This is a genomic window from Candidatus Bathyarchaeota archaeon A05DMB-5 (assembly GCA_019685655.1).
Lineage (GTDB): Archaea > Thermoproteota > Bathyarchaeia > Bathyarchaeales > Bathycorpusculaceae > DSLH01.
Genome location: JABFQP010000002.1, coordinates 19,904 through 41,065, shown reverse-complemented (window position 1 = coordinate 41,065; position 21,162 = coordinate 19,904). Strand labels below are relative to the sequence as shown.

Here is a 21,162-nt window from a genome sequence, read left to right as displayed (position 1 = left end):
TAGATAAGGCTAATGAATTTTTCAAATGTTATAGGTGTGACTGGAAAGTGATGATTGTTTTCGCGGGCGTTTGTTTCCCACGTAACCTATCACTTAACTTCATTGTGGAGCGTTGCGCTCCTCTAGGTTAAGCTCTCTCGGCGTGGGATTTTTGCGCCCGCGCCCACCGTGTCCCATGTTTGGGTAAACCCTTCGTCATTGGCTTGTCGCCTTTGTTGGGTCCGTCTTCATGGATTTGCCGGTGGGATTTGGGAAGCTCCAGAATTTGTCATCGCCAAAGGATTAGGTGGGTTTTTGAAAAGTTAAGCATTACTGTCTACTGTTGAGTGGTTGTTGGAAAAAATGGGTTCTTTTTTGTGACTAGCCCTCCCTTATATATAGGTTGACCCGTTAGTCTACTCTCTTCCAAGGTAATGTGTTATAGGCTATGTTTCATTTTTTTTATTAGTGGTTCTAGGTCTATTTCGAATGCTGCTGTTGGGTTTTCAAGTTCAAAGTTGTTTAGGACTTGCGGGTGAATCTCGCCTAAGACGCCCAGCTGTTTGCCGTTGATGATTATGGCGGCGGTTCTGCCCTCTAAGAAGCTTGGGTGTTTAGCCTCTTTTATTTGCCATTTCAATTCCAAATTCGCAAGAAAAGCCTCAACAATTGATTTTATCTCGGTGAAGTTCGCTGTGGAATGTGATGAAACTGCGGCTACGTGAAGTCTCCTTTCGCACATGGTTTCTGTTCGCTTATTTATTTTTCCAACATCCGACGCCTCGAACAATCGCTGTGGAAAGCTTTCGCTTTTGTTGTCAGCCAAATTTTTTATCAGTCCAGGCAATAGGGATTGCCGCATTATTGTATAGTCCATGGAGACTGGATTGGCAAGTTTTATTGGGTTTTCTGGTTTGGTTCGCATGTACTCGTAGTGGATGCGTTCGTTTGTAAGTGTGAAATTCATGGCTTCCAAAAAGCCTAAGCCTATCATTATTTGACGCGCAGTGTTCGCCAGTCTGTGGGCTGGATGCTGTTCGCCGACTGTTACAGCCTTAGGAATTGTTGGCTTCAGCTTGTAATATCCGTAGCCTATGGCGACCTCTTCAACCAAATCCACTTCGTGAAGTATGTCAATTCGATAAGCGGGATAATAAACTTCCAAGACGCCTTTGCTCATTCTCTTTGCGTCCAATCTGCATTTTCGCAAGCACCTAATAGTTTCTGCTTCAGAAAGCTTCAAACCGAGAAGCTCATTTGCATAATCAACTCTCAACTTCATTTTTTCAGCGTCAAGGTTTGGCGAAACCACAGTGCGGTCAGAGTATTTCACGTTAACCTTTTCAAGCGTGCCGCCCATGTCCGCTAAAGCTGTAGCTAAAATATTCAAGCTTTTTTCAACAGCCTCATAGCTTGTGCCAGTAACATCCAAAAACAAGTTTCGCGTGTTAGCGTCTACTCTCGTTAATTCGCCATTTATTATTGGAGGCATCGAAAGAACAGCGCCGTCCTTGTCAATTAACAATGGATACGTTGACGACCAGTCCACAAGATGGCGATAATCCATTCCCTTCTCATGCTTCTCCAAAATCTCCTTCAAATCCATCTCTTCAGTCTTGCCTAAAGGAACAAACTTCACGCTTTTAGGTTCAACAGCCGTGAAAGTTAAAGGCGGCTTGACTACGTCTAGGTTGTGAATGCCAATAGACGCTTTTTTGCGGTCTCTGCCGATTCCCCAGTGAAGGTCTTCCTGAATCTCCATCAACTCGACAACAGCGTCTTCGTCAAGCTTTATGTTACGAACTACGCCCGCGAGCATGTACGGTCTAACATTGGCGACAGCTTTGTCTATGACAAGCGTGGTTTTCGGAGCGTTCAAAGTGTATTTTGGCATTCCAGTTTCCAATTCCAAGAATCCTTTCAAGGCTCTAGCGACGCCCGCGTAACTGCAGAAGTCGATGCGGTTGGGGTTATACTCGGCTTTCACGTAATCTTCAGTTATCTCTTCCAAGTCGAAGCCAATCCATGGCAAATTCTTTGTTAATTCCTCAATCGTGACTTTTTTGCCCATGAATTTGGAAAATCTTTCCTTGTAAAGTGTTATCACTGGCATAGTGGTGTCCTCCTAAGCCATTCAAGGCGATTACCATAAAGTGTTCTAATATCATCCACGCCAAGCTCAATCATCGCTAAACGCTCTAATCCACCGCCCCACGCGAGCACTGGATATTTGACGCCGACGGGAGCAGTGACTTCTGGTCTGAAAATGCCCATTCCGCACAGTTCCATCCACCGCTTAAGTTTGGGATGGTAAACCATTGCTTGAGCTGAAGGTTCAGTGTATGGGAAGTAGCATGACCAAAACTCCACTTTTTTCAGTCCCATTTTCGCGTAAAACGCCTTTAACGTGCCCATCAAATCTTCAAGTGTCACGCTCTTATCCATGACTATGCCTTCTACTTGATAAAATTCTGGAAGATGCTTGTACGTGACTTGCTCGTTGCGGTAAACCCTATCTACAGAAAACACTTTTATTGGCGGTTTTCGATGCTGAGAAAGATACTTTATTGTTTCAGCTGTCGTATGCGTTCGCAAAACAAGCCTTTTCGCTTCTGCATGACTCCACTTGTAATGCCAACCCTTAGAACCCGTTGTCCAACCATTTTCATGCGTTTTAGCAACCGCGTTAACTATGCCTTTTGAAGGCAGTTTCCCAGCTTTAGGATTAGCCAAATAGAAAGTGTCCATCATCTCGCGAGCTGGGTGGTCCTGAGGCTGGAATAAAGCGTCAAAGTTCCAGAAGGCAGTTTCAACTAATGGTCCACGGATTTCTGTAAAACCCATTTCTAGAAAGATTTCGCGGACACGATTTATAATCTGCTGCAACGGATGACTTTTGCTCGGATAAACAACCGGTCCAGGCGCGGTAACGTCGAATTTTCTCAGTTTTGTTTCGCGCCACTTTCCAGTAATAATAAGTTCAGGCGTTAGCTGAGTTACTTCTTCCTTAATAATTTCTAATCCTTTTTTGACTAGCTTCCTTCCCTCTTCCGTTAGCTCCAACTCGTAAATTGACTTCTCCTTTGTTTCCATAAGCTTACGACGCTTCAGCAAGGCAACAGCATCTTGAAGCCGCTTGTCCAACTCTTCAACAACCACCGATTTTCTTTCCGCTAGAATCTCGAGAAGTTTTTCTTCATCAGTTTTGGATGGTTTCTGAGCTAAAATGTCTTGGGCGATGGCAAGCGTATGGTTCTTCTGGTTTATTACAGCCCATTTTCTCCGCACAAGCCAACCTAACGCTACAGAAACTGTGTCGGAAGGAACGTCTGCTTCCTTCGCAATGGTAGAAATTGCAGTTTCGCAGCCTTTGTTATAAAGAACGTTTAAGATTCTGCGTTCCGGTAATCCCTTTTTGGCATATAATGCCCCTTCTTTGCTAAGCTTTGCAATTGTCTGCTTCTTCTCGTTTATTTTAGTGAGCTTTTTTTCTTGCATTGTCAGTGCTGCACGCATTACTGCAGCGTTTGACAATCCGCTTTCGGCTATTAGTTGCTCAACTGAGGCTTTTCCTCCAAGCTTTTCTAAAGCCAGAAGCGTTTTACGTTCGTGCTCTCTGAGGTCAACCATGCTTTTCCCCTTCATGAACGTGGCTAAGTGAAGTTTGTAATGTAGTTGTTATTGTTTTAATAAAAGTATGCGTGGTCCTCGCTGTTTTTCGGTTAGAAAACATTCGCTTTCTTATATAAATTGGCGAGGCATCACTTCACCGCACATAACGGAATATACAAAGAATTATTTAATGTTTATTTCGCCCTCTTATCATTCAACATTCAGAATTTCCTTCGCTTTGTCGATAAACTGCTTCTTTTTGCGTTGATGCTCCTTCACAAACCTCGTAACAATGTCAATTGTTTGTTTCTTATGCTCGCCACAGAGAAGTTTTCCAGTTTTACAATCATTGTAAACCCTTATGATTTCTTCATCATCTTCGACAAAGTGGAACATGCAAACTTCGTAAACAGGACAAATTTCGGGAACTCCGCCGAGCTCACGTTGTTCTTTGATTGTTGCTCTCCCCCCAGTAAAGGCATTTGAGATTCTCTGCGCAATCACTTCAGGCTTGTCATGCAAAGTGAAATAGTTCATCAAGCGTTTGCTCATTTTCGGAGAACCATCCAAACCCTTCATAAGCTTGTGATAAGTCGATGATGGAAGAATAAAACCGTATTTCTTGTAGAATATTTGGGCAAGGTCTCTAGTGAAGCGAATGTGTGGGTCCTGGTCAACGCCGACTGGAATAACTGTGGGTTTTGGTCCTCCAAACTCTTCAAGTTGAGGCAAAAGAATGTCTCCAGCTTGTATTAAAGCAGCCAAGTATAAGCCTATGTTTCGTTCACCGTAGATTGCCTTCATCGTAGCTAATGTTGCGGCTCTTCCGAAAACTATTGCCAAATCCTTTACATGATTTTCTTTGGATTGACGGTAAATGTACGCTTTTTTCGGGTCTAATCCAAGCGCAAGCAAATCCGCCACGTTGTCAACGGCTATTTTTTCGCTTTTTTCAAACGGAACCTTGTTGTCCTCGTAGGATTCAATGTCTGCAATGCAATAAAACGTCTGTGCGCCTTGCTGCTGGAAATAAATGATTTCCTTCGCAGTCATTAACGTGCCAAGGTGAAACTCGCCGGAAGGTTTTATGCCGCTTAAAACTGCAAATTCCTCATGTTTCTTCATTGCATTCAGTATTCTTTCGAAGTCACGGTGCCCAAAAACCACGCCGCGTCTCATGTAAAGCGAAGGATTAGACACTTTCGATAAGAACGGCTTAAACGGCTCAATTCCAAACTCCTTGTATAGGCGTTCGTAGTCAGCGATTACGCTTGTTCCAAAGGGGTCAAGCACCGTTTTCTTGCTAGGGTCTTGTTGCAAGAGTTTCTCCTCCATAGACGTTAAAGGAGCATATAAAGGCTAGAAGGTTTTTAAAGTTAAGTGCATACGCTACAAAAACAGAGAGAATTTTGGCAAGGGTTAATGCCAGTCCAACGCATTCCCCATTAAAAATGCTCTCAAGCGACGTTTAAACTTTCTGGAAGAATATTCCACACGTTGACTTGTTTAGAGCAAACCACGCTCTCGCAACATTTCGGCGAACTCTTCCTTTGAAGGAATCACGGAATCCTTAACCAGCTCTGCAGTTATTTTGCTGACCATTTCCATGGCGCCTCTATACTGCAACACCTTAAAAAGCGAACCATCCAACTTCACAATTTTGTTGAAGTAAAGCGACTCCAAAGATTTTCTACCCGTAACTACCTCAATAGATAATTCATAAGTGGGAATTTCCACAACAAAATCGCTTATTTTTCGATGTTCTTCAATTTCGCTGGAAGGCACATGCTTTCTTTCGATAAGCTCTCCATTCTGAAACTTTGAAAACGTAGCAAAAGGCAATTCTTTAACGATAACCAGCGTTTTCCAGTTCATTCCCTTGGCTTTTTCACGATACTCCACGTTAGCGTTTATTCTTTTCTTCAGCTCGTCTGAAAATTCTGGAGATTCATACTTGAATGACATGTGTGTCTTGTTAGGGCATGGGATATTTGAATCTTATGAGCGCTTCCGATTAGGGAAATTGTCAACTGCACGAAAACGTCATAACAAAACTTAATAGATGTCTAAAAATACCAATAAAACGTAAACTTCAGATATGCCTGTTTGAGGTAATAGCCATGTCTGAAAAGGTTAACGTTAATCCTTCCTCAGCTTCCAGACTGCTACATCCCATGCACACAGTGCTTGTTTCCTGCATCGGCAAAAGTGGAAAACCAAACATTATAACCTTAGCGTGGGCAATGCCAACGTCAATTAACCCGCCATTAGTCGCAATAAGCATCTCACCACGAAGACACTCACACAGCCTAATTGAAGAAACAAAAGAGTTTGTTGTGAATATCCCGACAGTTGACATCCTAAGAGAGACACTGTTCTGCGGTAGAGTCAGCGGCAGAGACCATGACAAATTCAAAGAATCCGGCTTAACGCCTTTACCAGCGAAAAAAGTGAAGTCGCCAGCAATAAAAGAATGCGTAGCACATTTGGAATGCAAACTTTACAGTCAATTCACAGCTGGCGACCACACAATATTCATTGGCGAAATACTCGACGCCTACGTAGATGCTGATGCTTTCGCTGAAACATATAACCTAGAAAAAGTAAAAATGGTGTTCCACCTAGGCGGAAACGAATTCGCAACAATTGACCCTAAAGTCTTAACGCCTAAACTTTGAAAGCATTGCTAAGCTAGAACTGGTAGCTTTCGCCAGGCTTAAGCGTCACCACTTTCACTTTCGGCACTTTCTCTTTAACAATCTTTGCGAATTCACCAGCTGACTGCGCCAGAACCGGAAACGTCTTATAATGCATCGGAATGACCGCCTTAGGTTTAAGCATTTTAACAGCTTCCGCTGCTTCCTTAGCACCCATAGTATAGTAACCGCCTATCGGAATCAAAGCCAAATCAGGCTTGTATAACTCGCCGATTAGGCTCATGTCTCCAAAAAGCCCCGTGTCTCCAGCATGATAAACTCTTTTTCCTTCACCCTCAATTATAACACCGGTCGGTGCACCACGCGAGTCCGTATGCAAGGCTTGAGTTACCAGAAGCCTTATTCCTTTGACTTCCACGTTTCCGCCAATATTCAATCCTTCCACGGTTTTGACACCGTTTTCTTTTGCAAAATCGCCAAGTTCAATGTTAGCCACGAAAGTCGCCCCTGTTCTCTTGCAGATGTTTATTGCATCACCTAAATGGTCGCCGTGGTCATGCGTAACATAAACTATGTCTGCTTTAGTAATTTCTGAAGCCTTAACTGGCGATGTTGGGTTTCCATCAAGCCACGGGTCAACCAATACAATTTTGTTGGCAATTTCAATTTTGAATGCAGCATGCCCAAACCACGTTACTTTAGCCAACCATTTTCACCTCACCACTAAACCCTTTTAAATTATAACACTGTTAGCGTTATTAAAAGTAAAGTGTGAAATTAATGAATAATCACGATAAAGATGCCCTTGAAAAGCTTCAACTTTCTGGAAAAATCCTCCGCGAAACACGAGAAGAAATGATAAGCTTCGTTCGCGAAGACATGCCAATAATAGAAATCTGCGAAAAAGCCGAAGCGCTTATACGAGAAAAAGGTGGAAAACCAGCGTTTCCATGCAATGTTTCAGTGAATGAAATAGCCGCGCATTACACGTCGCCGCGAAACGACACCACAAAAATTCCCAGAAACTCTATTGTTAAAGTAGACATCGGCGTTCACGTGGATGGTTACGTAACCGACACCGCATTCACAGTATCCTTCAACCCAGAATATAAAATCCTTGTAGAAACGGCTGAACAAGCCTTAAAAGTAGCCATAGATAACATTCGCCCAGAAATGCCCACATCCAAATTAGGCGAAATTATTGAAAAAACTATAAAATCACGCGGCTTAAAACCGATTTCAAACTTGACGGGGCACTCAGTAGGACGATACCTGGTGCATGCTGGCACTTCTGTGCCGAATGTTTCACAATTGTCTTTTTCAAAAATCAAGTTGGGCGGAGTTTACGCCATTGAGCCATTCGTGACTTTGTCAGACGCTGTGGGACGCGTTGAAGATGGAGATGAAGCCACAATTTTCCGTTTTCTCAAATCTAAATCTGTAAAAAACCCATATGCAAAGCAACTTATGAAATACATCGAGGAAAACTTCAGAACCTTACCCTTCGCTGAACGTTGGCTAAAAGACGTAGTGCCAAATGAGCATCATCGAGACGCGTTCCGAGAACTATTAGCTTCAAAAGCAATCATGAGCTATCCAATCTTTGTTGAAATAAGCAGAAAACCCGTGGCTCAAGCAGAACACACTGTCTTAATAGTGCAAAGTGGCTGTGTCGTCCTAACCTAAGGACCCAGTTTTTCTTTGACTTCTCTATAAATTGCCGTTATCAACATCTTGTCATTGCATTTTTGGCAAGGCTCAACTTCTTTGAAAATGTAATCGCCACGCTGGAATTCTCTTACACTTTTGAAACCGCACTTTCGACATTCAATTGTGGTCGTCACTGGGGGAATCTCAATTTTTAAACGCATGATTCGCCTCCTTGTCTGAAACAACACATACGTAGATAAAGCTACTCCCAAGAAACCCACCAACAAGAAGTATCCAGCCAAAACTTCGTTGCCACTTCCAAAATAAGCAAGAGCAACCATTAACGCGCTCAAAGACAACGCTAATCCTATAAAGATTATTATTAACACGAACGACGAAATTTTAGTTGCAGAGTTTTGTGGTGTTCTACTCATTCCATTTGCCTCCTTATTGTGCAATGCCTATCGTGTTGCCAACACCCGCGATTATAACCTTGTCGCCCTCTTTGGTTTTCTCCAGAATGACTTGCTTTATTCTCTCAATAGCCTTGTCCACAGCCTCAAAGATTTCCTTGCGCATGGGCGAAACTGCATCGCCGATGTCCTCTTTCACTATTACTGCGTTTATTGGGATTCGGTACTTCAAAAGTGACTCCTCAATTTTGAATTGGTCAACGCCTGGTCCGCCTATCGCTGCGCCGACTCCTTCAGCAACTTCGCCAATTTCTTCCCCTTCCAGCTTCATAGCGGCATCAATCATTATTACCGTTGCAATTTTTCCTTCATTCTCTTCAATAACCGTCCTTATTCCATCTCCAATTTTGCCGACGTTTCCACCTGGCCCCTCAGCTTTTATCACGTAGGCTGTGCGTCCCTCTATTGGCACGGTTGCAACAACGCAATCTTTAGGTATTTTCCTTTTCTCATGTCCATACATGAGTTTTGCAGCCACTAATGCGCCAGCACCGTCGCCGATTGGTTGTCCGTAGGCGAATGCCTTTAACGCGCTTGCGTAGGCCTCTGCTTCTCGCATGATGAGGGGCAGTATCATTTGCAACTGCATTATAATGTATAGGCTTAGCGTCTTTTTGCCAAGCAAGTAATAGTGCCTTATCACCTTGTAAATGTAGTTTAACGCCATTGCCGCTTCAAGAGTATTTTCTAAATTATTGACTTGCGTTTCGTCTGCGGCTGGAGCCATAAACTTCACTTCGTCCTTAAACCGGACATCCCTAACGTCAAGTATATGCTCAAGCTTCCAAACAACGCCAGCTGGGTCGAGGCTTTGAGGCGATATCGTGAAGTATTCCAGAAATCTGTCAACTCTCACGGTTGGGTCTACTTGCGGCTTTCCAATTTCTTTTATCGTTTCTATTGCAGTTTTTCGTCCTTCATCCTTTATGTACTTCAATTTATAAAGTGAACCTTCAACTTCCCTAATCATAACATACATTTGAATTCTCTGTCCATAAAAAATGAAAATTATGAAGACGACATAGAAAAGTAAGTTAAGAATCCAGGAGAATTCTCCAAACGGTTCCTGCGTAACCGTATTTTGCAGACCTGAAATCACTGCGAATATGTTCACATGCTCACCTTTCGAAAAGACTAACAAACGCTTAGTTATAAATTTTAGGTAATTCTCCTCCAAATTAACAGATTAAATGAAAGGGGCAGCCAGCTTTCCCGGGTTCGCGTGGCCGAAGACCGCACTACAGCCGAGAACGGAGCGCGGTTTAACTTCCGAGTTCGGAATGGGATCGGGTGGGTCCCGCGCCCTATGACCGGCAAACCCCAGAATACACGTTAAGCTTATGCTCATTAACTTTTCGCTTTAAAGGGCATCGAATCAACAATTTTCTTAGGTGGGAATTTGTCTACACAAAAAAAGGAAGAAGTTGTTGCTTTACTTTTCTTTTATCATGGGAAGCATGGATTTAACTGCTATTATGACTGCGGCGGGAGCTGCGAATGCTACGATATAGGTTAGAATTGCTTTTGCCCAGTAGTAAAGTAACTCATGAATGTTGCTTAATGGGCTCCAGACGTCTGCAACGGCTGCTACCAACAAGGCAATTGTTGCAATGAGGAATGGAGTGACTTCTTTCTCTGTTATACTAGTCAATCCTGTGATAACTCCTAATATTAGCATTATTAAAATAACCCATCCGTTGGTGTCGCTAACACTTTTGTCAAGCCAATGAAGCTCTGCAGTGTATGCCATATAGCCGACGACCAGTCCCATTATGATTGCTATAGCAACAAAAGCAATGTACACGTATCTCGTTATTTCTTTCATTTCCATGGGAACCACAAAAACTTAGTTATTTTCTGTGATATATTATAAACTTTATGGCTGAATAAAAACAACGACACCAATGTCTCTACAGCATACAATCAATTATAAGCAGAGAATAACGTCTACATACTTCGAATTTCATGAAGAATTAGGGTTTCATAAGCAAACTTCATTAACTTTTAGCTTTCCTCTTTTCTTATAGCTTCCCAAATGCCGAATCCGCCTACAGTTTCGGGGCGCTCGACAGGATTGTACCATGTTTTCTTCGTACCAATTTTTGCCCGCATTTTCCATCCGAAAGATTTCGGTTCTTTCTCTATTGCTTGCAAGATTGCTTCAATCTTTTTGGTTATTTCTTGTCGGTCTTTTTCCTCGATTTTTTTGGGGTCGATGTCTGTTTCTGGTCCGAGTTTGTCTATTTCTGTTAAGAATTTTTTGAGGTTTTTAAGGTTGGTTGTGGCTGTGTACCAGAATCCCCAGTCTTGTGATAGGGTTTTGGCTATGTATGCAGAGTCTATGCATTCTTTTTCGTTTTTTTCTTTAACGTCATGTGCTTTCAACAGAAGCATGCAGTCTTTTAGGTCTTTGATGCTGAAGGCTTCCCACATTTGTATTTTTTCAAGAAGCATGTCTGTTGCCGTGATTGTGGGGTATTCTAACTCAAGTCTTCCTTTGAAGTCTATTGGGTGGTTTGCCACCATTAGTTTGTCGAAAAAAACGTCAACATAAAACCAACCTTTGGGATGGTAATATATTTGTCTGTCAGAGGCTGCTGAAGAAAGTGTTGCTCTTCGTTTTGCGTAGCCGATTTCTCCAAAAAATTCTTTCACTTTTTCTCTATGTTTGCCGTACGACATAAAGTCTATGTCGCTGTATTCTTGCCCTTGGACAACGCCTGTTCCAACTCTTCCCAGCTTAATTGCAAAGTCTCTGAATTCTCGGCAGCGTATGGCTATTCCCAACCCGCCCATGATTCTTAAAGGTATGTCTTTTTGGTTGGCTTTTTCAACTATCTTTTCTGCTTCTTGCATGAAAACTTCGGTTGGAACTACATCTTTCCATTCTGCCGGTAATTCTCTTTTAATTTCTTTGTCCAACAGCCAAGCCATCAGGCACTGCCTCTAACCTTCTATTCTCTGCAACCTAGTGAGTTTGTCTCCTTTAAATTCTATGAAGAACGCTCTGATTATTCCTTCGGCGTATTCGCTTCCTGGGTTAACGCAGTGCGTCCTGCCTATTTTTATGCAACCTGCAGATTCGTGTATGTGACCATGTAAGCCCAAGAAGGGCTGATATTTTTCTATCATTTTTCTTACAGCCTTTGAGCCTACTGGAACCATCACGACGCTTCCGCTTCGTATGATTGGATTCAAATCTTTGTCCAACAGTGGCGCTTCATCAATTTTGGACTCAAATGGCGGAGCGTGAAAGTTGAATATGGCGTTTTTCACGTCTGTCAGCTGTGAAATATACTTTTCAAGTCTTTCCTCAAGCTTTTCTTCTTCTTCTTCGCGAGCCGTCTTCCATGGACTGGGGTTAACCCAGCCGCAGCTTACCATTTCGTGAGTTTCATCTATTTTGATTACTTTGCCTTCTCCGTTGATTACGCTCTTGTGTTTCTCGATTAGCTTGTCCACTGGAAATCTGTCATCGTTTCCGGGGCAAACAACCACTTTTGTTTCGCTTGGAACTTTTTCTGGTATGAGGTCGAGCCATCGTTTCAGTGTTGATATCATAACGTCATGGAAGACTTCGTCCACTTTTTTGGGGTTCTTGGTCATTTCTTCGTATTCGCTTTCGTTGGTCACGTGTGGATAGTAGCCTATTCCTCTAATGTCTTTGAACGCTTTCTCTAGACCAGCTGAGTCTGTAGTGTGTGTTCCACCCATAAGGTAATAAGTGTACTTTCCGTCTTTCTGCTCAACAATCGGAACAATCATTTTCCCAGTTAAATCTCCGCCACAAATAGCCACATTAACCTTGAGCATAGCAGAAGCGTTTAGAAATTTTCTCCAAGACCCTTCTGACCCATGCATGTCTGTGGCAAAAAGTATCTTAGTCGTTTCCTCTTTTTTCCTTCCAAACAGAAAGCTCAATTACGCATACTCCATCAAATTCAACTATTTTTAATATCGCCGAGTTATTTAAAATATACGTTACCATGGAAAGTTTTAAATGCTCTCAGCATTAAAACATTTGAGATTGGGTGCATTATAAGAAATGGCCTCAAGTAAGCCTGGACTTTTTGCTAGGGAAGCAACTGGACTCGTAAGAGAAATTGGATTCACTTTGGGTGTCATCATCATCCTTAGCCATGTCATCGGCTTAGGATGGCAGAAACGCGCATTCCAATTCACCGGACCAATGCCAATGCCAACGGATTGGATGCCATTAGGACTTCCTGCAATATTCTGGGCATTCCTCATCTGCGGCTTCATCGTGCTTATCACTGGATACGCAGCAGGCTACGTTGCGGCGGCGATGCCAAGGTCGGGCGGTGGCTATGTTACTATATCGAGAGTTATCCACCCGTCGATAGGCTATATGTCTGGATGGCTGATGTTCCTTGCAGAAGCGTTTAGCTACGGATTAATTGGTGTCGCGGTTTTCGAGGGAATCGAAACATTCTTCGGCATTGCAATGGCTCCAACAGCCTTTGATTTCGGTGTTGCTGGGCGTTTCCTTGGGGGTCTCGTGATAGTCTGGATATTTGCAGTAATCGCGCTTCTAGGAACAAAGCTGTATGGACGATTGATGGAAGTCATATTCTATATACCCGCAGCAATTACAATCATATTCTTTGCGATGTGGATAGCTGGTGCAATGAATCCTACAGCAATCGCAACTGGCGTTGAAAATGTGATGGGTGCCCCGCCAACTACGTTCGAGGCAGTTGCAAATGCCACAGGTATGACAGCCAACCCCGTCGGCTTCTTTGACGCCTTCTCAGTTGCGCTTGGTGGAGCCTTTTGGGCTTACATGGGTTGGTATGCCACAACGTTCTTGGCTGGCGAAGTTAAAGAAGCGAACAAAAAACTTCCTCAAGTGCTTTTGGTCGCGGGGCTCCTCATAATGGTAGTTTATCTGTTGGCCTCATCGCTTTCAGCAATTGCAGCAATGAATGTAGAACCTTACACGGATGCTGAAGGACATCAATGGAGCTTTTTCCAAGCATACGCTTGGCTAAGTTACCCACCAAGCAGCATTAAAAGTACTGTTGTAGCCGCGAGAGATGCTGCCATACCCAATTTCAAAGGTGCGTGGAGCACTGGTCTTGCATCTATAATTGCTAATGGCATGGGTATAAGCTGGCTTCCAATGCTCATAGCGATAGGTGCTGTACTCTGGGTTGCCAATGACATTCCACCATTCCTGCTTGTTGCTTCTAGAACCTTCTTTGCCATGTCGTTTGACAGAATGATGCCCGAAAAGTTCTCTTACGTCAGCGAAAGATGGCACGCCCCAGTGTGGGCAATATTAATCACAGCTATCTTTGCCATTCCAGCATGTATGGCAGAGGCTGACTTTCCAGCAGGAGCAGCGAGCTATTTGGCTTTTGCAGGTGTCGTCGGAACAGACATTTTTGACGCGTTCTTCCTAACAATGTTCTGTATATCTTGCATGTTGCTTCCGCTAGAAAGAAAGGAAATCTACGACCGTGCAGCTGTCAAGCATTCGATAGGCGCAGTTGTCACTTTAGGATTTGTTGCGACACTTGGCGGAGCCTTCTGTCTTTACATCTTCATAAAAGAGTCACCGTGGATATGGTCTCTGTTTACAACCGGAGCAGAAACTGCAGACATTATAAGCGCAATTGGGTTCTTCGGTTGCATAATCGCGGGAATACTGTTGTATCTAGGGTTCATGTATCGCAACACAACAAAGGGCGTTGACATGCGGACGCTGTACCTCAGCATCCCACCAGAATAGCCTTAAATATCCTCCCTCTTTTTATTTTTACATTGTCATTGGTGCTTAGAAATTGTATGAACTTAACTTTGTCGTTGACATGGTGGAAGAACAAATAGCCAAAGGACATTTAAGATGGCTGGCTAATTTCAACGAAATCTATAGAGACTATAAAATCGGCAACGTTACTTTTCCAATTTATGCTTCAGGAAGCCTTCAGGAGAAAGGATTCTTCCTTTCAAAAATATTCTCAGCCTTGGTGACCCCAAAATACAAGATTAACTTTTTCATTTACACATCTCCAGCAATGGATACTAAATCTTTTAGAGAAATGATTATCTCGTTGAAGAGCAAGTTTGGCGAAGACGAATGGATTTTTCTAGGATTGGTCCAAAGTCAACCATTCGACAAAACATTGAAAAACGCAATAAACGATTTGGTTGACAAAAATATTGGTGTTGCCGCCTTTAGTCTTGCATCTAAAGAAAATGTCACGTCCAACAACGTTCTCGGAAAAGGACTTGCTAAACACCTCAAATTGACAGAAGCAAAGTTTGAAATTTTCGACGTGCCCAACTATATGAAAAGCTTCATTATCCTTCTTGGATTGGGCGTTCTATTTTTAGTGGCAATTGCTCTCGCTGGGTGGCCTCAAGCCATTCATCCTTTAACCCTTCTGGTAGTTACGGGTTTATCTTTGGTGGGAGGTTATCGTCTTTACAAGAGTAACTACCACACTATCCTTTTGTTGAACAGTCAAGGATTCACTATTCAAGAAGGAAAAACGGTGAGAGAAGGCAAGTGGTCAAATTTCAAGGATGCAACAATGTATGTTACTCCAAAACGTGAAGTTTGCATAAAACTGTATTCGGAAAAAGAGACGGTGGAGCTACCGATTTCAAGAGCTGGAATGTCCAGAAAAGACGCCTACAACACAATAAAACAGCTGATACGCAAGAAATAGCCTTACTATTCAATCATTGGTGTTTCCACAGCGGTATTCCACCATGGCTTGTCCCATTTTTTGTCAACCTTAGGCAAATACTTCAACAACTCGTTTATTCTGTTGGAGACGGTTGCGACGTCGTTTTTCTTCAGCCATCTTTCCATAAGCTCAGTTCTATTCGCTAAATTTTGAAGATTGAGTGTTACGGTTAACGTGAGTTTCTTATCTCTTTCCAAAGCCTTTCTCATCTTGGTAGGACTGATTTCGTCTTTTTCTTCACCTATAGAATGGTCTAAGAAAATTGCGCAGACATCTTTCGTGTCTTTTTCTTCCATTCCCAAAACAATCTTGTCTGAAGCATAGTGTTCATATGGTAAGATTCTGAATTCTTGCTTGTACTCTTTCAGCACGTGCGCGTCTGATTTGGGATAGTCCATGATAAACTGTGACTTAGAAAGTATCAAGTTTTCCAAACCGATTGTGCACAAGTTTTCTCTGCAGTTTTCAAAGGAGTCTTTAATTTCTATTCGGTGGCGCAGTTCTATGTAATCACAGAAAATATCCAGCACGGTAACTGTGGGAAGACCTTCTTCAGTTATGCCGTTTATTGTTCTAATCCGATATCTTTGACCCTGTCTCATAGCATTGAAAAGCACGTCGCCTTTTGTCCGAAAATACTTAAACTGTGTTCCAAAAGCCTTGTCCATGTTCAAAAGAAGCTTGCAAAAGCTCATTCCTTGTTTCTTGGGGATGATAAAATCTGTATCCTTTATCGCTCTTGCCAGTGGACCGCCAGCATTTGCGCTCTTGCAGAGAATTTTGACTGCTGCTCCTCCAAACAGCAAGGCGGGAATAGGGTTGTCGCTGATTTTTTTCTCGAAAGCTTCGGGGTATAACTCGTGAAGTTTAGGCGCGTTTATAGTCGCCCAAAGGGTTACCATGGCACTTTTTAATGGAAAATAGTTGAGGTCGATGTAGGAGGGCAAACCTATTTTTTCTCTTAACTCATCTGGGTCAACGTTGGAAGTTAACGGCAAATCCACTTCGTAAGAAGTGCCGTCTATCTCTTGATAAAGAACACATTTCTTTCGTACATCTCTGCTTAACTCGTTTCCCGTTATAAACGCCCTCCACAAACACACACGTTACCGGAATCGATCATAAATACTTTAAGATAATTAGATGTTCACGCATCTAACGCATAAGCTTCTCTAGTTATTCTAGAAAGGACGTAGGAATAACGCATATATCTTATCCTCTACAGTAAATTTAATGCCACAAACACAACGGGGCTGTAGTCTAGGAAGGTATGACGACGGGCTCCAGAATGCAACAAACGGGTTTGCGGACCGCCCGAAGCGGAATGAAGAAGTTCTGGAGCGGTCATAGAGAAACCCGTAGGAACAGCCAAGCGCTGTCTCCGGGGAAAGGTCGTCGGTTCAAATCCGACCAGCCCCACCAATACTCAAACCAAAGATGATGATGCTTCTTTTCTGTTATTTCTTTGAATATTGTTTGGGGTTCTTACATGCTCAGTGTTGTTGACTTAACACGCTTGCGTTTTGCATAAGTTCTGTGTTTTGGCACGTTTGAGAATGTTTAAAAGTAACATGCATGTTTAAGGGTGAATTGAGGCTGACTTCAATGAAGGTTCTAATTGTCTATGATACAGTTTCTCCTATGCGGTTAACGGAAAAGGTTGCCGAAACAATCGGCGAAGTGTTAAGAGAAAAGGGAATCGAAGTTGACTCTTTCTATGTTAACAATGCCAACGCGACAGTTATAAAAGATTATAATTGTTTGATTGTTGGCGCACCCACCATGGCCTTCAGAGCTTCGAACGACATGAGAAAGTTTCTGGATAGCTTGCAAAATGAAGATTTTTCCAGTAAACTCGCGGCGGCTTTTGACACGCAAGTGCAATCAAGAATAAGCGGAAGCGCAGTAAAGGGCATAGAAGGCAAGCTTAAAAAATTAGGCTTTAAGCTGATAACAACTCCGTTGATTGCTTACGTTGAAGGCAAAATGAACCAAATGCGACTGAAAGAAGGAGAGTTGGAAAAGACGAAAAAGTGGGCACAAACAGTCGCTGAAACGCTTCAGCCCCAATCTTCATAGATTCAAAAGCTAGAAGATATGGGAACTGCAATAATTTCGTTCTATGCGACACTAAAGTTTTACTCCCTAACTTACTGTAAGCTAGAAAATACTTTCGTAAGGCATAAATAACAAGAGAATTCTAAGTGCTGGCTCATGGTGAAAAAATGCTTGACATGACGAAAATAGCGATACCCATAGTACTTTGCCTTATCCTACTCTCTGTAACGCCAACAATTGCAGTCGCAACAGTAGGCGTCAAAGAAAATGAATGGATAAAATGGGAAATTAAGGTTACTGCCCAAGGGCAATCAGTCACGACATGGATAAAAATCACCATCCAAAACGTTAGCGGCACACAAGTAAGCGGAAAATATGAGGGAAATCAGCCAGGATGGCCTACCACTCCCAGAGACTTCACGATAGATGTCGCTACAGGTTCAGGGTTCACAACAATCTCCAGTGTGCCACTTATTGTTTCGGCAAACCTAAGCACTGGCGATCTTGTCTATGGCATGACATTTCCAATAACGGGAACGACAACAAAAGATGGCAGAGATGCTGCTTATCTTAATGTTTCTGTTCCAATGATTGGAACAAGCACATACTACTGGGATAGAGAGAAGGGCGTGCTTCTGGAATTCTATAGCTCCTATGGAGGCTCAACAACTTTGATGAAAGTTGTCGAAACAAACATGTGGAGCACTGGAGGTTGAGACTTGTGGCTCATAATAACAGTTGCAGCTGTTGTTTGTGTCGTTGTAGTTGTAGCCGCTCTTGTACTGCTCAAGCGAAAACCGCCAACGAAAACTCTAGAACCGCCTCCACCCTCAGAAAAACCAAAAGAATAAACTCTAACTGCAAAAATCAACATCTTCTCTTTTTTATGTTAAATCGTTACTGTTATACGTGGCTGTGTCTCTAAACGTTTTAAACTGAGAACTTTTGAATCGATGAAGTCCTAGGGCGTCTATGCTATTCGAACCGGAAAAACTGTGTTCAGTTTATGCGGATAGGAATCCTCCGTCAACAGTTATTAATGTGCCATGCACGTAACTGGATAAATCGCTTGCAAGAACCAAAGCCATACGTGCAATTTCATCTGGCTTAACAAGTCTGCCCAGCGGGTTCCTAATGCCATATTCTATGCCAGTTTTCACCACTTTAAACTTGAACTGCAACGCTTCTTTTGCCAAACTTTTTGTTCCTGGCGTCCAAACTCCACCCGGCACAAGCACGTTTATTCTGAACCCGTGTTTGCCGTATTCGCTTGCTAAGGCTCTCGTAAGCACCATGACTCCAGCCTTGCTAATGCTATAGTGGCTAAGCTCTTCTTTCAGAGGCATTACAGCCTCAATAGAACCAACGTTTATTATTACTCCGCCCTTTTTCAATCTACTTCTTATCATGTGCTGGCACATCCAAAAAACCGAATTCAAATTAACATCCATCACCTTCTGCAGAAAGGCTTCGTCCACTTCGAGAAAAGACTTGGAAGGGTAAATGCCCGCGTTATTGACCAATATATCTGGTTCTTTGCCTTCCAACCTCTTCCATAAAGCATCTATCTCTTCTTTCTTAGAAAGGTCAACTTTGTGAATGTTTATGTGCACCTTAAACTGTTTAAGCTCTTCTTTTACAGCGTTTAAGCCCTCTTCGCTGATGTCGACGAGTTCCAAATCAGCGCCTGCTTCAGCAAACCTGTAGGCTATGGCTTTGCCAATGCCCGCGGCTGAACCAGTAATTAATGCTTTTTTCCTTCGAGAAAAATAAGTGTGTGCAAAGGCGGCAAACCAGTTTTAGCAGTATCTTTCTTGGTCATTACTATGCGCTCCCAAACTATTGAACCATCAAATGAAGCGGATTATTAAAATTTTTGTGAATTTAGAGTACAATATTTTTGAAAAGATTATTTAGCTTTCCAGTCGGAATAGCTTATGCCTCGTTTGACTCTTTGTTCTTGTTCCTCCATCCATTTGTGGACGCCTATCTTTTGCAGGCGTTTTCCGTCTTGAATGAGAGTCGGATAGCATTCTGCCAGTTTCTGAATGTGCTGGCATGGGTATTCTCTGCACCGTGGGCAAACAGTAATTCTCCTTTGTCGGGCACATTTGCGGATTTCACAATTTGAAGGTCCACCTTTACCTGACCTGCATGTGCAATCGAACTTTGCAAGTTTCTCCAGAAATTGCGAGAATTGTGGAAAGGCATTTTTCATTTCTGGAAAGTGTTGGTAAAAATCCCCATACCCTTCTTCTTGTAGCGTTTGTTGGAGTTGGCTTGCTTGGCGTGTTATGCGAGCGTGCTGAGCGCACAGTCTGCAGTATAAGCCACAATAGGTTACAAAACGGAGCGAATTTTTGTCAATCATGTTTAGGGCATGGTAGGTTAAAGGATAAATAGTTTTCTTGATGACTCTTGCCATAGCTACTCGTTTAAGGCGAGAATAAAGAATCGTGGAGAATATCATATGGAAAAGTTAGTTGCAGGAGACAAAATAATAGAATGCAAGTTGGTAATTTTTGACAAGAACGGCACTCTTGTCAATCAGCATTTGTTGTTGTTGGAACTGGCTAAAGCACGCAAAAACGCAATTGAAAAACATGGTGGAAAGACCGTTTCTGAGTTATGGGAGAGAATTGTCGGTGTTGATTTGAAGAATGAGAAAATAGACCACGGTGGACCTTTGGGAACTGCTCCAAGACGTGAAGAGATTTTGATTGCGGCTGAAGCTTTCTATCTGAGTGGCTATTCGTGGAGTGAAGCTAAGCAGTCGGCTCAGAGAGCTTATGATGAGGCTGACGGTTCAATCCAGTCTCCTTATGGTTCAGTTCTTTTAGAAGGCGTAGCGGAGGCTCTTAAACGGTTAAAGCAAAGCGGCTTAAAACTTGCAATTGCTTCCACAGACACTCACAAGCGCACGGTGGAATCGTTCAAAACCTTGGAGATAGCGCACTTTTTTGATGCGGTAGTTGGAAGTGACGACGTTATGAATGGGAAGCCTTCACCTGACATGGTGCTTGAAATCTTAAAAAAGACAGAATCTAAGCCAAGCAACACTGTTATTGTTGGAGATTCCGTGTCGGACATGCAGATGGGTAGAAACGCGAAGCTAAAGGCGTGTATTGGCGTTTTGACTGGTTTTACTTCTCAAGAAAAGCTTGAGCAAGTAGCAGACGTGGTTGTTTCTTCAGTTTCTAAATTATATGTGCTCTAATTTTCTTTATCAAGTTTGCAAACGTTTAATTTTTCAGCCTTTTCCGCGTGATTTAAGAAAATTTAATATAAGAAGAACGACAAAAACTGTAATTCAATCTGTCAAAATAAGGTGAAAGAAAATTGGCTTCTAAAGAATTGTTGAAAATGTTGAATGACGGTATAGCAAGAGAATTGCAAGTTGCGATTCAGTATATGTGGCAGCACGTTCAATGGGGCGGCGTTAAAGGCTTCGCGGTGCAGGATGAGCTGAAGAAGATAGCGATAACCGAGATGAAGCACGCTGAAGCCATTGCTGAAAGACTTTATTATTTAGGTGAAACACCGACGACGAAGCCAACTGAAATTGTTGTGGGTAAAACGCTTAAGCAGATGATACAACGCGACATAAAGGACGAAGAAAACGCGATAGCGCTTTATAAGAAAATAATCGAGCAAGCGCGCAAAGAGAAGGACCAAACAACCGAAATACTCTTCATGAACATTTTGAAAGACGAAGAAGAACACCACGACACATTCACGACTCTGTTTGAAGACCTAAGGTAAAACCAAAAATACCCCCACCTTTTTTATCCACCCTTTAGCTTCTGCACATTTTTACATAAGTTTTAATTTCGCAGAAAATGATATACTATAATGGGAATTAACAAATGAAATCAGAAGAAAAGGAGCCTATATGTGAAAGATGTGGCTATTCAATTGATGATTGCAAATGCGTGTGCCCCTACTGCGGAGAATCTACTAACTGCGAATGCAGCATAGGTACCGACAAAGCCACAGGCGGATAAAAACTGACCC

22 protein-coding genes, 1 tRNA gene and 1 rRNA gene are annotated in these 21,162 nt (G+C 42.6%); 10 read left to right on the top strand and 14 right to left on the bottom strand.

Annotated elements, in window-relative coordinates; translation table 11 throughout:
- Positions 1-418: 418 nt before the first annotated feature.
- The 4 genes from HM003_03040 to HM003_03025 form a co-directional block, all read right to left on the bottom strand.
- Positions 419-2,092 carry a phenylalanine--tRNA ligase subunit beta gene (locus tag HM003_03040; GenBank protein ID MBX5328316.1) on the bottom strand — a complete coding sequence of 558 codons (1,674 nt, stop codon included), beginning with the start codon at positions 2,090-2,092 and terminating at the stop codon, positions 419-421.
- Positions 2,083-3,609, bottom strand: coding sequence for a phenylalanine--tRNA ligase subunit alpha (locus tag HM003_03035; protein ID MBX5328315.1), 1,527 nt, complete (start codon positions 3,607-3,609; stop codon positions 2,083-2,085). The genes HM003_03040 and HM003_03035 overlap by 10 nt, the downstream gene beginning before the upstream one ends.
- Before the next feature lie 192 nt (positions 3,610-3,801).
- Positions 3,802-4,911, bottom strand: coding sequence for a tryptophan--tRNA ligase (trpS, locus tag HM003_03030; GenBank protein ID MBX5328314.1), 1,110 nt, complete (start codon positions 4,909-4,911; stop codon positions 3,802-3,804).
- A 186-nt stretch (positions 4,912-5,097) separates the two neighbouring features.
- Positions 5,098-5,556: a hypothetical protein gene (locus tag HM003_03025; GenBank protein MBX5328313.1), complete on the bottom strand. Its 459-nt coding sequence runs from the start codon at positions 5,554-5,556 to the stop codon at positions 5,098-5,100.
- Positions 5,557-5,711: 155 nt separating this feature from the next.
- Here HM003_03025 and HM003_03020 point away from each other — a divergent pair, with 155 nt between their 5' ends.
- On the top strand, positions 5,712-6,269 hold the full coding sequence (locus HM003_03020; protein MBX5328312.1) for a flavin reductase family protein: 558 nt from the start codon (positions 5,712-5,714) through the stop codon (positions 6,267-6,269).
- Positions 6,270-6,282: 13 nt separating this feature from the next.
- Here the strand turns inward: HM003_03020 and HM003_03015 are convergent, their stop codons facing one another.
- Positions 6,283-6,954, bottom strand: a complete 672-nt coding sequence (locus HM003_03015; GenBank protein MBX5328311.1) for a metal-dependent hydrolase — start codon at positions 6,952-6,954, stop codon at positions 6,283-6,285.
- Positions 6,955-7,028: 74 nt separating this feature from the next.
- Between HM003_03015 and HM003_03010 the strand changes: the two genes are divergently transcribed.
- Positions 7,029-7,934, top strand: a complete 906-nt coding sequence (locus HM003_03010; protein MBX5328310.1) for a type II methionyl aminopeptidase — start codon at positions 7,029-7,031, stop codon at positions 7,932-7,934.
- On the opposite strand, the gene HM003_03005 is transcribed toward HM003_03010, so the two are convergent.
- From HM003_03005 to HM003_02980, 6 genes are all read right to left on the bottom strand, one after another.
- On the bottom strand, positions 7,931-8,332 hold the full coding sequence (locus HM003_03005) for a hypothetical protein (GenBank protein MBX5328309.1): 402 nt from the start codon (positions 8,330-8,332) through the stop codon (positions 7,931-7,933). The two genes, HM003_03010 and HM003_03005, sit on opposite strands and share 4 nt — an antisense overlap.
- Before the next feature lie 13 nt (positions 8,333-8,345).
- The gene (locus HM003_03000) at positions 8,346-9,485 is read right to left on the bottom strand and encodes a DUF1512 domain-containing protein (GenBank protein ID MBX5328308.1); all 1,140 of its coding nucleotides are present in this window, start codon (positions 9,483-9,485) and stop codon (positions 8,346-8,348) included.
- 84 nt (positions 9,486-9,569) lie between these two features.
- Positions 9,570-9,689 (bottom strand): 5S ribosomal RNA (rrf, locus tag HM003_02995).
- Between the two features lie 114 nt (positions 9,690-9,803).
- Positions 9,804-10,196 carry a hypothetical protein gene (locus HM003_02990; protein MBX5328307.1) on the bottom strand — a complete coding sequence of 131 codons (393 nt, stop codon included), beginning with the start codon at positions 10,194-10,196 and terminating at the stop codon, positions 9,804-9,806.
- 179 nt (positions 10,197-10,375) lie between these two features.
- Positions 10,376-11,305, bottom strand: a complete 930-nt coding sequence (locus tag HM003_02985) for a hypothetical protein (protein MBX5328306.1) — start codon at positions 11,303-11,305, stop codon at positions 10,376-10,378.
- Between the two features lie 12 nt (positions 11,306-11,317).
- Positions 11,318-12,292, bottom strand: a complete 975-nt coding sequence (locus tag HM003_02980; GenBank protein MBX5328305.1) for a phosphoesterase — start codon at positions 12,290-12,292, stop codon at positions 11,318-11,320.
- 124 nt (positions 12,293-12,416) lie between these two features.
- Between HM003_02980 and HM003_02975 the strand changes: the two genes are divergently transcribed.
- Positions 12,417-14,126, top strand: coding sequence for an APC family permease (locus HM003_02975; GenBank protein ID MBX5328304.1), 1,710 nt, complete (start codon positions 12,417-12,419; stop codon positions 14,124-14,126).
- Between the two features lie 52 nt (positions 14,127-14,178).
- Complete coding sequence (locus HM003_02970) at positions 14,179-15,069, top strand: hypothetical protein (GenBank protein ID MBX5328303.1); 891 nt, start codon at positions 14,179-14,181, stop codon at positions 15,067-15,069.
- 5 nt (positions 15,070-15,074) lie between these two features.
- On the opposite strand, the gene HM003_02965 is transcribed toward HM003_02970, so the two are convergent.
- Positions 15,075-16,187, bottom strand: coding sequence for a hypothetical protein (locus HM003_02965; protein ID MBX5328302.1), 1,113 nt, complete (start codon positions 16,185-16,187; stop codon positions 15,075-15,077).
- 152 nt (positions 16,188-16,339) lie between these two features.
- Here HM003_02965 and HM003_02960 point away from each other — a divergent pair.
- The 3 genes from HM003_02960 (at position 16,340) to HM003_02950 (ending at position 17,864) form a co-directional block, all read left to right on the top strand.
- Positions 16,340-16,512, top strand: a tRNA-Trp gene (locus HM003_02960).
- A gap of 183 nt (positions 16,513-16,695) precedes the next feature.
- Positions 16,696-17,169, top strand: coding sequence for a hypothetical protein (locus HM003_02955; protein ID MBX5328301.1), 474 nt, complete (start codon positions 16,696-16,698; stop codon positions 17,167-17,169).
- Between the two features lie 146 nt (positions 17,170-17,315).
- Complete coding sequence (locus HM003_02950) at positions 17,316-17,864, top strand: hypothetical protein (GenBank protein MBX5328300.1); 549 nt, start codon at positions 17,316-17,318, stop codon at positions 17,862-17,864.
- Between the two features lie 288 nt (positions 17,865-18,152).
- Here the strand turns inward: HM003_02950 and HM003_02945 are convergent, their stop codons facing one another.
- Together HM003_02945 and HM003_02940 are read right to left on the bottom strand one after the other, a co-directional pair.
- The gene (locus HM003_02945; protein ID MBX5328299.1) at positions 18,153-18,893 is read right to left on the bottom strand and encodes an SDR family oxidoreductase; all 741 of its coding nucleotides are present in this window, start codon (positions 18,891-18,893) and stop codon (positions 18,153-18,155) included.
- A gap of 164 nt (positions 18,894-19,057) precedes the next feature.
- Positions 19,058-19,573, bottom strand: a complete 516-nt coding sequence (locus HM003_02940) for a DUF3795 domain-containing protein (GenBank protein ID MBX5328298.1) — start codon at positions 19,571-19,573, stop codon at positions 19,058-19,060.
- A gap of 45 nt (positions 19,574-19,618) precedes the next feature.
- Here HM003_02940 and HM003_02935 point away from each other — a divergent pair, with 45 nt between their 5' ends.
- The 3 genes from HM003_02935 to HM003_02925 all read left to right on the top strand — a co-directional run bounded on the left by HM003_02935 (position 19,619) and on the right by HM003_02925 (position 21,152).
- Positions 19,619-20,365, top strand: coding sequence for an HAD family hydrolase (locus tag HM003_02935; GenBank protein MBX5328297.1), 747 nt, complete (start codon positions 19,619-19,621; stop codon positions 20,363-20,365).
- A 122-nt stretch (positions 20,366-20,487) separates the two neighbouring features.
- Positions 20,488-20,910 (top strand): ferritin, encoded by a 423-nt coding sequence (locus tag HM003_02930; protein ID MBX5328296.1) that lies wholly within the window; start codon positions 20,488-20,490, stop codon positions 20,908-20,910.
- 104 nt (positions 20,911-21,014) lie between these two features.
- Positions 21,015-21,152, top strand: coding sequence for a hypothetical protein (locus tag HM003_02925; protein ID MBX5328295.1), 138 nt, complete (start codon positions 21,015-21,017; stop codon positions 21,150-21,152).
- Positions 21,153-21,162: the final 10 nt, after the last annotated feature.